This is a genomic window from Jeongeupia wiesaeckerbachi (assembly GCF_050916355.1).
GTDB classification, from domain to species: Bacteria; Pseudomonadota; Gammaproteobacteria; order Burkholderiales; family Chitinibacteraceae; genus Jeongeupia; species Jeongeupia wiesaeckerbachi.
Window position 1 is genome coordinate 1,235,672 of sequence record NZ_CP136946.1, and the last position, 15,031, is coordinate 1,250,702.

Annotated in this window: 11 protein-coding genes; 4 read left to right on the forward strand and 7 right to left on the reverse strand. The window is 66.0% G+C overall.

Annotation, left to right across the window (positions count from 1 at the left end; all coding sequences use genetic code 11):
* Positions 1–20: 20 nt before the first annotated feature.
* From tssH to tssB, 7 genes are all read right to left on the reverse strand, one after another.
* Entirely contained in the window at positions 21–2,540 is a 2,520-nt protein-coding gene (gene tssH / locus R0382_RS06110; RefSeq protein WP_432723257.1) for a type VI secretion system ATPase TssH, read from the reverse strand.
* Complete coding sequence (tssG, locus tag R0382_RS06115) at positions 2,531–3,562, reverse strand: type VI secretion system baseplate subunit TssG (protein WP_432723259.1); 1,032 nt, start codon at positions 3,560–3,562, stop codon at positions 2,531–2,533. Before tssG ends, tssH begins: the two co-directional genes overlap by 10 nt.
* Positions 3,526–5,322: a type VI secretion system baseplate subunit TssF gene (tssF, locus tag R0382_RS06120; protein WP_432723261.1), complete on the reverse strand. Its 1,797-nt coding sequence runs from the start codon at positions 5,320–5,322 to the stop codon at positions 3,526–3,528. Before tssF ends, tssG begins: the two co-directional genes overlap by 37 nt.
* Positions 5,319–5,762, reverse strand: a complete 444-nt coding sequence (gene tssE, locus R0382_RS06125) for a type VI secretion system baseplate subunit TssE (protein WP_432723263.1) — start codon at positions 5,760–5,762, stop codon at positions 5,319–5,321. The genes tssF and tssE overlap by 4 nt, the downstream gene beginning before the upstream one ends.
* 21 nt (positions 5,763–5,783) lie before the next feature.
* Complete coding sequence (locus R0382_RS06130; protein WP_432723265.1) at positions 5,784–6,278, reverse strand: Hcp family type VI secretion system effector; 495 nt, start codon at positions 6,276–6,278, stop codon at positions 5,784–5,786.
* Positions 6,279–6,347: 69 nt separating this feature from the next.
* Positions 6,348–7,832, reverse strand: coding sequence for a type VI secretion system contractile sheath large subunit (tssC, locus tag R0382_RS06135; RefSeq protein ID WP_432723266.1), 1,485 nt, complete (start codon positions 7,830–7,832; stop codon positions 6,348–6,350).
* Positions 7,833–7,844: 12 nt separating this feature from the next.
* Positions 7,845–8,417 (reverse strand): type VI secretion system contractile sheath small subunit, encoded by a 573-nt coding sequence (tssB, locus tag R0382_RS06140; RefSeq protein WP_432723268.1) that lies wholly within the window; start codon positions 8,415–8,417, stop codon positions 7,845–7,847.
* Positions 8,418–8,727: 310 nt separating this feature from the next.
* On the opposite strand from tssB, the gene R0382_RS06145 reads away from it, so the two are divergent.
* Genes R0382_RS06145 through R0382_RS06160 form a run of 4 tightly spaced genes read left to right on the forward strand, consistent with a single transcriptional unit; the run spans position 8,728 to position 15,025 of the window.
* Entirely contained in the window at positions 8,728–9,159 is a 432-nt protein-coding gene (locus R0382_RS06145; protein WP_432723270.1) for a hypothetical protein, read from the forward strand.
* Between the two features lie 54 nt (positions 9,160–9,213).
* A complete protein-coding gene (tssK, locus tag R0382_RS06150; RefSeq protein ID WP_432723272.1) occupies positions 9,214–10,539 on the forward strand; it encodes a type VI secretion system baseplate subunit TssK in 1,326 nt (441 codons plus the stop codon).
* Positions 10,539–11,294 carry a DotU/TssL family secretion system protein gene (locus R0382_RS06155; protein ID WP_432723274.1) on the forward strand — a complete coding sequence of 252 codons (756 nt, stop codon included), beginning with the start codon at positions 10,539–10,541 and terminating at the stop codon, positions 11,292–11,294. The genes tssK and R0382_RS06155 overlap by 1 nt, the downstream gene beginning before the upstream one ends.
* Positions 11,291–15,025, forward strand: coding sequence for a type VI secretion system protein (locus tag R0382_RS06160; RefSeq protein ID WP_432723276.1), 3,735 nt, complete (start codon positions 11,291–11,293; stop codon positions 15,023–15,025). Before R0382_RS06155 ends, R0382_RS06160 begins: the two co-directional genes overlap by 4 nt.
* Positions 15,026–15,031 lie beyond the last annotated feature (6 nt).

The window sequence follows — 15,031 nt, forward strand, 5'->3', positions numbered from 1 at the left end:
GCCTGATCGAGGTGGATTTTCTATTCTGAAAATGCTTTTGAGACTTCTGCAAATAGTATGTTGTCGATATTCCGCGCACCCGCTGAACCACATTGTTCCAATACGGTTTTAACGATTCCTGCATCGAAATTGAATCGTGGGCTTGTCGCAGCCTCGTCACGCCGGCGTAAAAGCGCTATTTTGGCCAAGACAATGTCTTCCAGCGCTTCATCTCTCAGCGGTCCGTAGCTCACCGCCGTCACCCGCGCCAGAAATGCGGGTCGAAAAACGGCTCGTAGCGCTTCTTGCAATGCGTGATTGAAGGGGGCTGCGCCCGATTGGGCGATTTGGCTATCGGCTTGCAGTTCGACGCAGACGTTGCTGGTGGCGAGAATCACGGTATTCCTGAAATCGATGGTCAGACCGGTGCCGTCTTCCATCTCGCCCTTGTCGAACACCTTGCAGAACGCGGCGAGCAGGTCCGGGTGGGCCTTGTCGATGTCGTCGAGCAGCACCACGCTGAACGGTTTGCGCCGCACCGCTTCGGTCAGCACGCCGCCTGTGCCGTAGCCGACGTAGCCGGGCGGCGCGCCCTTGAGCAGGCTGACGCTGTGCGCTTCCTGGTATTCCGCGAGGTTGATCGTGATCAGGTTGCGCTCGCCGCCGTACAGCGCGTCGGCCAGCGCGTAGGCGGTTTCGGTTTTGCCGACGCCGGTGGGGCCGACGAGCAGGAAGACGCCGACCGGTTTCTGCGGGTCGGTCAGGCCGGCGCGCCAGGCCTGGATGCGCTGGGCGATGGTGTTCAGCGCAGCCTCCTGGCCCATCACCCGCTGGCCCATCCGCTGCGCCAGCGTGCGGATGGCGTGGGCTTCGTCGTCGAGCATCTTGCCGACCGGGACGCCGGTCCAGTCGGCGATGACGGCGGCGACGTCGCGGACGTCGACGTGCTCCGGGACCATCGGTTCGCCGTCGCGAATGACGCTGAGCCCCTGTTCGAGCCGCGCTAGCTCGGCCGATGCGGTTGCCAGCTGCAGGTCGAGTTCGGGCGGGACCGCATCGCCGAGCTCGCGGGCTTCGTCGGCCAGCGTTTCGAAGGTACTTCGGACACGCAGCAGCTCGCTAACTGCGGCGAGTTCGGTGTGCCAACGGGTTTCGAGCAGACGCAGTTCTTTTTGTTGTCCGGCCGATTCGGCTTCAAGCTGCAGAATGCGCGCCGTATGCTCGTGGCCGCTGGCCTGTTCGCGCTGCAGCCGCGCCAGTTCGGTCTGGATCGACGCCAGATTGCGTCGGGTCGTTTCAATGCGCGGCGGCGTGTCGTATTGGGCGAGGGCGACGCGGGCACACGCGGTATCGAGCACCGAAATCGCCTTGTCGGGCAGTTGCCGGCTCGACAGATAACGTAGCGACAGCCGTACGGCCTCGCGGATCGCGACGTCGAGCACGCGGACGTCGTGATGCTGTTCGAGCCGGGTGGTGACGGCGCGCAGCATCTCGGTGGCGACCGTTTCGGTCGGTTCGTCGATTCGGATCAGCTGAAAGCGCCGCGCCAGTGCAGCATCGCGCTCGAAATACTTCTTGTATTCGATCCAGGTTGTCGCGGCGATCGTCCGCAGTAGTCCGCGCGCGAGTGCCGGTTTGAGCAGGTTGGCGGCGTCGCTCTGGCCTTCGCCGGCGCCGGCACCGATCAGCGTGTGCGCTTCGTCGATGAACAGGATCACGTTGGCGGCGCGTTGCACGGCGTCGATGACGCGTTTGAGCCGCAGTTCGAACTCGCCTTTGATGCCGGCGCCGGCTTGCAGCTGACCGAGGTCCAGCGTGCGCACCGAAACGTTCCGCAGTGGCGGCGGGACGTCGCCGCTGGCGATGCGCAAGGCCAGGCCTTCGACGATGGCGGTTTTGCCGACCCCGGGCTCGCCGACGAGGATCGGGTTGTTCTGGCGCCGGCGCAGCAGGATGTCGATGCACTGACGGATTTCCTGATCGCGGCCGATGATCGGATCGATCAGCCCGTTCCGCGCATCGGCAGTCAGGTCCTGGGTGTACTGATCAAGGACCGAGTCGGCGATCGGCGCTGCCGGCTGGGGCGGCGTGCCGTCGGGGGCATCGTCCATCGCCTCGATCGATTCGGCGGCCCAGCCGCGCCAGTGGTTGCGCAATGTGTCCGCCGGCAGCGCCGCCAGCGCGCCGCCGACCGGCAAATGCTGGCGTAGTGCCGAGTCCAGCAGTACCAGCAGCAGCAAGCCGGTGCGGATCTGGCCGTTGGCACGCTCGGCAGCCTGTTGCAGCCAGCTGATGACGGGTTTCGCCAGCGCCGGCGTATAGGTGCTGCCGCGTTCAAAGCGCTGATTGGCGGCGTGCAGTTCGGCGGCCAGCACGCTGGGCGAAAGGCCGAGCGGTGGCAACAGCCTGCGCAGATCGCCGTCGTCGACCGCCAGCAGCTCAAGCAGCAGGTGCTCGATTTCGACGTGATACTGGGTCAGCTGCAGGCTGCGCTGTGCGGCGCGCTCAAGTGCGGCACGGCACGGCGCGTTGAGCCGGCCGATCAGGCTGCTCAGGTCCATGCCGGCTCCTGGGTATCGGGCAGGATGCAGCGGTGTGGCTGGCTGCGTTTGCCGGCCATCCAGCTGGTCCGGCCCAGCAGGATGGGCGCCTGTTTGCGCAGTATCGGCTTGGGTGCCTGCTCCGGCGCCAGTTGCAGAATCAGCCGGCACGCCATGTCGATGCCGAAGTAGAAACGCGCCAGCGCCATCAGCTCGCGGTGGCGCTGGCCATTGGGCAGAAAACTCACATAGCTTGTCAGCGACATCGGCCCGAGCTGGATGCGGATGCCGGCTTGCTCGTCCCAGATGCGCGCGCCGGCCAGGGCGCCACGGCCGAGGCGGTTGTTGCCGCCACGCCGTCCAAGCCGTGTGCAGACATTGTCCGGCAGCGGACTCCAGGCTCCGTCGAACTGGTCGATCCGCACGGCGATGCCGAAGTGGCCACGGACGATGCTCTGGAAGCCGCTTGCCGAGCGGCGCCGGTTGGCGAGGATAGAGGTGCGCGTCAGCAGCGCGGCATCGGGCACGCCCTGGCGTTCGTGCAGTGCGCGCGGCAGCAGGCCGGTCAGCGCCCGTAATAGCTGATGCGCTGCGCTGTGGCCCGGCGGCGAGAACGGCGCCGCGATCCGGTATTTTTGCAGCGTCCGGTACAGCTGCCCCAGCAGGCGCTGGTGAAACAGGTCGAGAAAGGCGGTGGGGGTCGGGTCCTTGCGGGCGCGGCGCGCCTGCAGCCATTCCTGATAGGCGTAGGGCAAGGGGCCGTCCGGACCGCCCAGACCGAACAGGTGGACCGGCAGCGTGGGGCGTTGGTCCGGGTAGGCCGCGGCACGCAGCGGGCCCAGGGCGCCGGTGGGCAAGGCGGGAGAGAGCGGGCCGCGCAGGCGCACGGTTTCCTGCCGCGGATCGACGCCATGACCGGGCGGCGTGCTGGCCGGATCGAGCCGGTGCAGTAGTGCGACCGCCTGCGCAAATTCGAACGCATGCGTTTCGCGGTAGAGCCGTTCGACTACAGTATCAGCGGATCGCCGACCAAGGGTTGCCATGTTTTGATGTCCCTGTCCTGTTCGACCAAGACCGTGCGGACGAAGCGGTTGATGCTGGCGTATTGCGCGAGGAAATGGCCGACGACGCCCGAGAACAGCACGCGGCTGGTACCGGTGAAGTTGACCTCGTCCAGCGTCAGCCGCACTTCGAGTCCGTTGCGCCAGCCTCGCCACGCCTGGCGGCCGACGTGGGCGACGGCGCGGCGCGTCTCCAGCCGGGTGATGCCGGTGATCTGCTGGCGGGCGGTCTGGCTGTCGTTGAGGTTGTAGAGCGCGAGGATCTCCTGCAGCGCGGCCAGCGGTTGGGCGTCCTCGACCAGCGAGAGGTGATTGAGCGATAGCTGCGAAATCAGCCGCCAGCGCGAGGCACCGGCGAGCGGCGCCGGGGTTTGCGGCGTCGGTTTGCTCAATAGCCGCGCCCGGGCGACCGGCCCCGTGCGCTGGAATGACAGCGAGGTGCCCGCCGGCAGGCCTTCGGCCAGCCCCCGGTTGGTGCAGAGCAGCTCGGCGGTCAGCGTGTGGTTCGGCGTGCTGTCCGGATCGAAGTTTTCATCGACCCAGGTCACCAGGATTTCGCTGCCGGGACGCCCGCGGGTGACGCCGCTGACCCGGCGAGCATGCCACCATGTCCCGGTGGCCTGCATGCCGTGGCTGAACTCGAAATAGGCGGGCGCGACGTAGGCGCCCTCGTTGTTGCCGGCCCGGAGCTGGCGGACCGCGTAGATCTCATGGCTGCTTTCGCGGTGGCTGTCGGCGACCAGCCGGTATTCGCTGCGGGTGCCGTCCGGGCGCAGCGGCTCGGACGTGCGTGGAAAAAGGTTGAGCCCGGGGCAGCAGCCCAGGGCGATGTCGCTGGGACGCAAGGTCAGCCGTTGCGACGGCGCGCGGTCGAAGGCGATCACCAGCTCGAGGTGCTCGCCCGCATCGGCCGGGATCCGGATCGGCAGGTCGAAGAACATGAACTTCGCCGGGAAGGCAAAGTACTCGAGCAGCAGGCGATAGGCCGGCAGAACGCCGTCTTCGAGCGGCAGCAGCGCGTCGTCGGTGTCGAAGCCGACTGGCTTGGGCAAGGCATCGGGCTGGTAGCGGGCCGGCATGCCTTCCGGTGCGACGAATACGCCGATCGCGTGGGCACACATCAGGTCGTACAGCGTAGCGGCACTGATGGGCGAGCCGGCCAGGTGAACCCGCAGCGACGTCAGCTTGAGTTCGGACCAGCGGTGAGGGGCCTGGCAGCGGATGCGCAGCCGCAGTGCCGCGCGGGCGTCGCCCATCGACGTCAGCCCCTGCGCCTCTTCGGTCGGCAGCAAGCTGACTTCGGATATCTCGATCGGCCAGACAGTGACCGGCGCCGTGGTGCGGAAATGGATGCTGTCGCCGGTGTTGGTGGTCGCGTATAGCGCGGTGTCGCGGGGAATCGCGTAGCCCTCGACCAGGCTGCCCTTGGTGGCATCCGGCTCGAACTGCACGATACCCGCCGACGGCATCGGCCGCAGCGCATACGGGTAGAGCTGTTCGAGCAGCGCGTCGGTGAGCTGGGAGAAGTCGTCGTCCAGCCGGCGCTGCAACCGGGCGTTCAGGAATGCAAAACCTTCGAGCAAGCGCTCGACATGCGGGTCGGTGCTTTCCTCGCCGGACAGATCGAGCCGCCGTGCGACCTTCGGGTAATGTGCGGCGAAGTCGGCGCCGGCATGGCGCAGCCAGGTGAGTTCGCGCTGGTAGTAGTCGAGCAGCAGCGGGTCGATCGAATCACTGCTCATGGCGCAACCGTTTCGTGATGGGTATCGAGCAGCATGACCGGCAGCATCGTCGCGTGGCCGACGACCTTGCCGCTGACCTGCACGCCGAGCCGCTGCGCCTGCCCCGGCAATGGGACCAGACGTACTTGCGGTTCATGAATGCGTGGCTCGAAACGGCGGATGGCTTCGGCCAGCTGCCTTTCGATCCGGCGTTGTTGTTGTGGTGCGGTGGCCGCGAAGGCACTCCAGTCGTCGACGCCGTAATCGATCACGCTCAGCGGATGCGGGTTCTGGATGGTTTCGCGACGGGTGTTGAGCAATTGCGAGAGTTCGGTACGGATGGATCGCAGGACTTCGTCGACGTCGTAGTGCCAGTGCGGCGTGAGGTCGGTGTGCTGGTCCGGCGCGTCATCGGCCAGACGCTCGAACAGCGGGGCCCGAAACGGTTTGGCGTGTTTCATGGTTTCGGCCCCGCCATGTCATCAGCTCGCCTTGTTGGCCGCCAGATCCCACGTGGTCGCGGCCGAACCCTTCTTCGCGCCGTCGGACTTCTGGGTGGTCAGATCCCACTTGATCTTGGTGAAGTTGAGCGACAGCGTCTCTACCGGCTTGCCACCTGCACCGCCGCTGACGCTGACGTTGGAAAAGACGACATTGGTCAGCGTATACGTGATGAAGGGCATGATCTTGCCGTCGCTTTCTGCCGCGTTACGGCCGACGGTGATGATGACGGTCGGTAGCGACTTACCCGAGCAGCAGTACTGGTTCAGCGACGGCGTGGCGGCGTCGGCAAACTTGGTGACGGTGAATTCGCCGATATGCGGCTTGCCGGAAGTACGCTCGGTGTTGCTGACGTCGTTGGTGACTTGCATCGCCACGTTGTGGCTGTAGGACATCAGTTCGATCTTGTCGGTATAGCCCTCGAGTGTGCATTCACCTTTGATGTCGGTGCCGAGGTCGAGAATGATGGCGTCCATCAGAACTAGCTCCAGAAAGAGAGTGGGGCGTGGCCGGCAGGCCACGCCGTTTCAACGGGGTTATCCGCGTCAGGCGGCGGCCGGCGGCGGCAGCGATGCAACGAGGCGGATCGACGCTGTCAGCTCTTCGAGCTGGAAGTGCGGTTGCAGGAAGACGGTGGCGCGGTACGCACCCGGCTTGCCGGCGACTTCGGTGACGTCGACACGCGCTTCGCGCAGCGGGTATTGCGCCTTGATTTCCTGCTGGGCGTTGTCGTTGACCAGCACGTAGTCGGCGATCCAGTTGTTCAGATAGGACTGGACGTTGTCGCGCGTGGCGAAGCTGCCGACCTTGTCGCGCATGATGACCTTGATGTAGTGCGCGAAACGCGAGGCCGCGAGCACATAGGGCAGCATGCCCGAAATGCGCGCGTTGGCATTGGCCTCGGGCAGGTTGTACAGCTTGGCCTGGTTGGTCGTCTGGCCGCCGAAGAACACCGCGACATCGGTGTTCTTCTTGTGGCACAGCGAGATGAAGCCCAGCCCGTCGAGCTCTTTTTCGCGCCGGTCGGTGATCGGTACTTCGGTCGGGCACTTGAGCGCCAGATCGCCGGATGCGGTGCTGAAGGTGTGGGCCGGCAGGCCTTCGACAGCACCACCGCCTTCGACGCCGCGAATTGCCGCGCACCAGCCGTACTTGGCATACGCTTCGGTAATCCGCTGGCCGAGCGCCCACGACGCATTGCCCCACAGATACTTCTTGTGATCGGTACCGTCGACGCCTTCGGCGTAGTTGATGCCTTCGACCGGCTTGGTGTCCGGGCCGTATGGCAGGCGCAGCAGGATGTGCGGCAGGACCAGCGACACGTAGCGCGAATCTTCGCTGGCGCGGAACGAGCGCCACTTGATCAGCTCGGTGCTTTCGAACACTTTGGCCAGATCGCGTGGTTGGGCCAGCTCGGTGAAGCTGCCCATATCGAACAGACGCGGGCTTGCAGCGGCGACAAACGGCGCATGCGCGGCGGCGGCGACGTTCGAGAGCTTTTCGAGCAGTGCAACGTCTTGCGGATTGCGGCCGAACTCGAAGTCGCCGACCAGCACGCTGAACGGGTGGCCGCCGAAGGTGCCGTACTCTTCTTCATAGATTTTCTTGAACAGGGCGCTCTGGTCGAATTCGACCGCCTTTTCAAGATCGTTCTGCAGTTCCTGCTGCGAAACGTCGAGCAGGCGCAGCTTCAGGCGCGTGCTGGTTTCGGTATTCATCACCAGGTAGTGCAGGCCGCGCCACGAGGCCTCGAGCCGCTGGACGTCCTTGTGGTGCAGGATCTCGTCGAGCTGCTTGCCGATCAGCTTGTCGATCTGGTCGATGCGGTGATTGATCATCGCAACGGTGTCGCTGTCGACGACCATGTCCTGGTCGAGCACCTGCTTGGCGAACTCGGCCAGCAGATCCTTGGCGTAGGCTTTCTGGTTGTCGTCGTGCGCCATCCGGCCGTCGGCGATGATCTGGTCGAGCAGCGACAGCGATACGGTTTGTGCAGCGTTTTCGCTGCCGGTTTGTGCTTCTTGGGGCATGAGCGCGCTCCGTCAGACCTGGGGTTCGGGGGTTACGTCGGTCGGCTTGGTGTCGGTCGACCCGGTATCGGATTTGCCTTTCTCGGCATCGGTGCCGGCGCCGGCCTTGATTTCCTGCAGCTCGTCGGTGTTGGCGACGACGTTTTGCAGCAGTTGGTCGAGCTGGTCGTTGCCGTCGAGCTTGGTCAGCAGATCGCGCAGCTTCTGGCGCGCTTCGTACAGGCGACGCAGCGGCTCGACCTGTTTGACGATGTTGACCGGGTCGAAGTCTTCGAATTTTTCGAATTTGAGTTCGATATTGAGTTGCTTCTTGTCTTCACCGCCGAGGGCGTTGTCGACCTGCACGACCAAGCGCGGGGCGATGGCGTGCAGCACGCCGTTGAAGTTGTCGCGGTCGATATCGACGAAGCGGCGATCGCCCAGCTTGTCCCGCGTCGTTTCGGGCTTGCCGGCCAGATCGGCGAGGATGCCGACAACCAGCGGCAGCTCCTTTTTCTCGATGGCGTTGCCAATTTCCACGTCATAGGTGATCTGAACACGCGGGGGACGGACGCGGTCCAGCTTGTGCTGAGTGCTCTCGGCCATGATTTCCTCTTGGTCAGCGCAACGCCTTGGGTGCCGGCGACTGCATCTGGATGATTTCTCGATATGACGATCAGGCGATGCCGCGAAATGTCTTCGTCATTGCCGGCGGCTCGTCGGGCGAGATTAGCTTAATCACCTATGTTTGCAAGTTGTCCATGGTTTTTGTTGTAAGAACACTGAGTACACGATGTCTGTGTATGTGTTACATCCGCAACGGCTTACTTGGAACGAATGACATTGGTGAGATAGAGTTGGCGCCACACACAGAGGCCGATCGGGGTTGCACTTGCTGGCTACCTGCCGTTTTTGCTTGTTTTTCCTGCTGATCGTCAGCATTTCGGCGTGCTCGCTGATGCAACCGGAAGTGGCGATGCGCAGTGCGGTGATCGAAGTTGCCCCTGGCGCCAACGATGACACGCCAATCGCTGTCGATTTTCTCGCGGTGGACGACCCTGACTTGCTGAAGGTTTTGCTTACAACTTCGTCAGCTCAGTGGTTTGCCGCCCGCGAGCAATATCGGCGTGACTATCCGCAGTTGCTGCAGGTCTGGGGGCTCGAGGTCGTCCCCGGCCAGCGGTTGGTGTTTGATCGCGTGCCGCTGGCCGGAGTCCCCGCGCAGGGCGTGCTGGTGTTTGCCAGTTATGACGCGCCGGGCGCACATCGCCTGCAGCTTGAAAGCGAACGTGAGGTGCGCATCCGCCTGGAAAGCCGAGACCTGCAGATGATGCAGGCCAGTCCGTAAGTACGGGCGTCGCCGACGATCGGCGACATCCAAATAGAGTGTTGGGAGCGCAGCTTGAACGAGGTACCGGAAGCCATCTGCTGGCATGAGGGCATGCAATTGCTGCCGCAGCATTTCCAGCAACAGTCGCTGCGTGCCGAGACGTTGGCCGCGCGTCACGCGGCATCGGCCCACCCGTGGTTTTGGGGCGTCCAGTCGGTCGACATCGATGAGTCGGCGCTGCGCGCTGGTGTCGTACGTGTCCTCGCGCTCGAGGCCGTGCTGCCCGACGGTCTGCTGGTCGGTTTCGATGCCGGCATGCGTCCGACGCTCGAACTCGACGTGACCGCACTGGTGGCGGCGTCGCCGCGTCATACGGTGACGGTCTTCGTCGCCGTGGCACCGTTGTGGCGGGGTGGCCGGCTCGATCCGCGAGGTAGCCGCTATCTGTCGGTGCACGGTGAAGCGGTGCCGGATCTGGCCGGCGGCGAGACGCCGGAGCCGCTGGTGCTGTGGCGCCCCGACCTCCGGCTGGTGACCGACGATACCCGCGCCGATCTGGTTTGCATTCCGCTGCTGCGGGTCGAGCAACAGGGCGGTGGCTTTGCGCCGCTGGCGTATGTGCCGCCGACGCCACGACTGCTGCCCGAGTCACCGCTCGGCCGCAAGGTCGCCGGCTTGTGTGCGCGCGTCCGTGAGAAATGCGTGTATCTGGCCGGCCGGGTCCGCGCGGCACAGCAATCCGGACGCGACGAGGAAGTACCCGAATTGAGCCGGCAACTGCGCTCGTTGTGGTCGCGGCTACCGGAAATCGAGGCCGCGCTGGCGAGCCGGATCGCCCATCCGGCGCAGGTCCATCTGCTGCTGGCCGGCATGGCCGGTGCGGTGGCCACGCTGGATCCCGCCGCCGGGGTGCCCGCGTTCCGGCCGCTCGAATACAGCGAGTTGCTGGCTGGCTACGACGAACTGATCGGCTGGCTGGAAACGGCGCTCGGCCGGGTCAAGACCAGCTATCGCACCATTCCGTTTGCCCGCGACGCTGCCGGTTTCTGGCTCGATCTGGCGGATCGGCCGGTGTCGGCCTCGCCGACGCTCGGTTTGCGCATGGCGAGCGGTAGTGGCGAGCAAGGCGCGATTGCCTGGCTGAAGCAGGCGATCATCGCGTCGGATAGCCACGTGGCCACGCTGTTCCGCCAGCGGATGCACGGCTTGCCGTGGCAAGAGATGGATCCCGCCGCCGCGCTGTCGTACAGCGTACCGGGCGACATGCGTCTGGTGGTGCTGGACACCGATAGCGAATGGTTCGACCGGGGCGCGCGCTTGCGTCTGACCGGACCCGCGGGGACGTCGTTGGCGGCGCCTTGGGAAATCGTATTGTTCGTGCCGGCTGAGGATCAGTAATGCGCGACGTCCTGCGCGCGTCGGCAGCCTTGCACCGGGATGCCCCATTGACCCCCGTTTTCGAGTCGAGCTGGGGTGAATGGCTCGAGCGTTGGCAGGAAATCCGCATGCGCACCCAGCCTGGCGAGGCACTGGCGGCCGAGGCCGTGGAAGTCGCCAGCACGCTGGCGCGCCGGCTGGCCCGCGTTGCGCTGTCCCGAACCGGGCATGCCGGCCAGCAACAGGTCGACGCCATGCAGTTCGCTTTTGTCGCGCTGATCGACGAATCGCTGATTTTCGATGAATGGGCCGGCCAGGAGAGCTGGCAGGCCGCGCCGCTGGAGCTGCGCCTGTTCGGCACCTGCACCGCCGGCGAGCAGGTGCCGGCGCAGATCGAGCAATTGCTGCACGCCCGCGATCCGGCCACGCGCGACCTGGCGAATGTATTGCTTCAAGTGCTGCTGCTGGGATTCTACGGCCGCCTGCGCAGCGGCGAAGGCCGCGCCACGCATGCGGTGTGGCGGCGTGCCTTGTTCGAGTTCGCCTGGGGCCGCGCACCCGACGAACAGCAGCTCGCGGCCGATCTTGAGCGTCCGGCGGCCGTGACGCCGCTGCGGGTGGCCGCCCGGCGCATGTTGCCCGACGGCGCGCGCCTTGGCCTGATCGGCCTGGCGCTGGTTGCGTTGATGATCGTGATCGGACATCTGTTCTGGATGGACCTGAGCACGACGATCGAGGCCGGACTACCGCTGACCGCCGAGGTGAAGCCGTCATGATGCTGGGCTGGATCCTGCTCTTGGTCGTTGTTGTCCTGTTGCTGACCGTGGTCTGGTGGCTGTGGCGACACCGTGACATCGGCGGTTTCCGCAGTGTGTTGCGGCAGATCGAAACCGAAATGGGCTGGCGTGACCGCTATCAGCTGCCGCGGGTGCTGCTGGTCGGCGCCGAAGCCGAGTTGTGTGCCGAGTGGGGACTGCGTCCCGGCGGCGAGCGGCACTGGTACGGCCGCTGGTGGTACAGCGGTGACGGTCTGGTGCTGGCCGCGCCGGAGGGCATGCTGGAGGCGTCCGACGGCCCGGTACCGATCCTCGGTGTCTGGCACCGGCTGGCCGGCGCCTTGCTGCGCGCACGCGCCGGCCGGCCGCTGGATGCGGTGATCTGGGCCGTGCCGCTGGAGACGCTGCTGTCGACCGAAGCGGCAACGCGCGCTGCCAGCAGCGCCGAACAAAGGCTGTCCGACCTGCAGCAGCGCCTCGGACTGAGCCTGCCGGTCTATCTGGTCGTTACCGGCATCGAGCGCCTGCCCGGCGTGCTCGAACTCGCCGACAAGCTGCCCGATGCAGCGCGTCAGGTGATGCTTGGCTGGTCGTCGCCGTTTGCGCTCGGCACCGCCTGGGATGGCGACTGGACCGAAATGGCGCTGGAACGGATCCGCGAGACGCTGACCGCCGTGATCACCGAGGCAGGGGCCTTGTCCGGTTCGGTCGATGCGGCGCTGTTCCTGTTGCCCGGCCAGCTCGAATCGATGCGTGACGGCTTGCGCGTGCTGTGCGAGCCGGTGTTCCGCGGTAACGCCGGCGGCGAAGCCGGCGTATTCCGCGGTGTCTACCTGACCGGCACGATCCGGCAGGGGGCCGTGGATGAATTCGAGCCGGACAGCGACGCACACGTGCAAGTGACGTCGTTGTTTGCCGCGCGCCTGCTGCGCCAGCGCGTGCTCGCCGAGCAGGGGCTGGCCAGACCCTTGCCGCGCGCGCTGGCCTTGCGTCAGCGCGGTCACCGCATTGCCAAGGTCGCCATGATCGTGCTGGCCCTCGTCTGGCTGGGCGGCATGATCTGGTCCTGGCAGGGGGCGCGCGGTTCTCTGCGTGCGGTGACCGGTTACGAGGCGCGGATCGCTGCCGCTTCGACGGCCAAGGCGTATGCCGGCGACGCCGACCTCGCCAGGCAGCGCATTGCCGCGTGGTGGCAGGTTTCGGCCGCGGTCCCGCGCTGGCATTTCCAGAGCGTCTGGTTGCCGACGTCGTTGCTGTCGGGGCTGGATAACGAGATCGATGCCGCGGTGAATCGCACCGCCGATCGTTACCTGATCGCGCCGCTGCAGGCGGGGCTGCAGCGTCAGGTGCAGGGACTGGCGGTGCCGGCGGCGCTCAATGATGCCGGCGGCGTGTCGCCCGAGGGCTGGGCGGAATACCAGCAGGCCAAACGGCTCGTCCAGCAGGCGGCCCGCGTCGACCGGGAGTCGACGCTGTTCGCCGAACTGCGCGGGAGCGCGCCGTTGGAGAATGCGGCGGCGCTGGCCGATATGCTGTACCAGTGGAAGCCGGCTGCGAAACCGCTGCCGTCGCCGCAACTGAGCCAGATCCTCGATGGTGGCGCATCCTTGCCGTCGGTCCCGCTGGGCAAGGCCAAGACGGATGCCGGCCGTCTGTTCAGCGCGCAAATCACGGCGTGGTTGAACCGGCTGTATGCCGACGATACCTTCGGCCAGGCTGCTGCCGGCGCGCAGCTGCAATTGCAAAGGCTGGCGGCCGGTCAGGCTTTGCCTCTGGCCGAACTGACCCAGTTGAACGAGCGCATTGCCTTGCTCAAACGGCTGATCTCGACCAGCGATGTGGCGTGGCGTCCGGGCGGCCGGCAGGAGCCGGTACCCGGTTACAGCGCGCTGATGAGCGAGGCGCAGCGGGTCGGGCTGATCGATGCCGGTGGCGTTGCCGCGCTGGCCCAGTATGCCGATGCGTCCCGAACCGCATTCACCGCGCGCTGGCTGTCGACGACGCCCGGGAACAACGAATTGCTGCAGCAGACGGCCAAGGCCCTGCAGTTGTCGCCGGACGCGAGTCAGACCGGCGATGTGCTGACCGCGCTGCTGGCGCAGGATTTTGCGGTCTCGCAACGCGGGCTGGCCATCGCGACCGTCAGCGGCCCGGCGGTGGCCTTGGGGTATTTCTCGTCGTATCAGGGCTTCCTGGCGCAGAGCGACAAGACCCCGTTGCGCTACAAGGCCGGCGTGCTGGCGTCGACCCGGCAACTGGCCGCCCAGGCGATGTGGGACGCGACCGGGACCGACGGTTCGAACGGTTTTTCGCTGCGCACCGGTGCGCAGCAGGCCACCGACCTGAGCACGGCGTTCGATGCGCTCGGGCGTCACGATCTGGCGACTGGTTGGGTCGCCAAGGTCGACCGGATCGCGCTGGCCGAGTTGCGCGGCGCCAATGCCCGGGTCGACGATCTGGCGTTGTATCAGCCGCTGCAGGGCACGTTCGCGTGGTGGGACGGCAGCAAGAACGCCAGCCTCAAGGCGTGGCGCGTGTCGTCGCAGCAGGACTTGCAGCAGTACCTCGACGGCCAGCTGGACGCGCTCGCCGGGATCTCCAACGGCGTCGCCCCGGCGGTCGGCTGGCTCGATCCGCATGCCGATCAGCTGGCGATGGCCGATGCGCAGCTCGTGGCGCGCTGGCGCAACCTTGCGTTGCAACTGCAGCAGTACAAGGAAAAGAGCAGCACCAGTGCCCCGGCTTTGCTGAACCAGCTGATCGGCAAGGACCTCAACGAGATGGACATCGGCAACTGCGCCACGGTGCTGGCCAATGCCGGCATTCCGCGCGGCGACAATGTGCTGACCGACCGGGTACGCATGCTGATCCGCGTCGCCGGCGATCGCTGCGGCGGCCTGCGGGCGCAGGCTGCGGCATCGGCGTGGGAAAAACTCAGCGCCTACTACTACCAGTACATGGCCGGGCGATTTCCGTTTGCCGACCTGTCATCGCGGCAGGAGGCCGATCCGGAGCGCGTCGGCGACCTGTTCCGCTTGTTCGACGACAATCAGGCGATCATCAACGCCAGCCTGCAGGGCAGCGACGCACCGTCGGCGCCGGCGGCGCGGGTCTTCATGCAGCGGCTGCAAGCGGCCAAGGGCTGGCTGCAACCGCTGCTGGCCAAGGAACCCGGCAGCGGCATGACCGGGCTCGAGCTCGACATCAACTGGCGGACCGATCGCGGCCAGGAGGCCGGGGCCGATCAGGTGATCGCGTGGACCATGGCCGCCGGCACGCAAAGGCTGCGCTATCCGTCCGCCGACAAATCGCTGCTGCGCTGGCGTACCGGGCAGGCCGTGTCGCTGTCGCTGCGCTGGGCCAAGGACGCGCCAGAATCGCCGCAGGGCGACGCGCACCAGTCGGGGCTGGCCGTCGCCGATCGCGTCGCGCAATGGGATTACACCGGGACCTGGTCGCTGCTGCGCCTGCTGCGCGCCCATGCGACCTCTGGCCTGAACGGCGGTGATGACGACCTGTCGGTACCGCTGCTGCTGACGGTGCCGGTGGTCTCGGAGCAGGGCAAGATCAGTCGGGCACGGATGTTCGCCCGCGTTGCGCTGCAGACGCCGGGTGGCAAGACGCCGCTGCGGCTGTCGCCGCTGCCGGTCAGCGTGCCGCCGTCCCCGTTCCGTGCAATCACCTTGTCGCAAGCCGGCGAGCCGAAAACGCCGCAGCTGGCCCTTCAATAAAGCAAC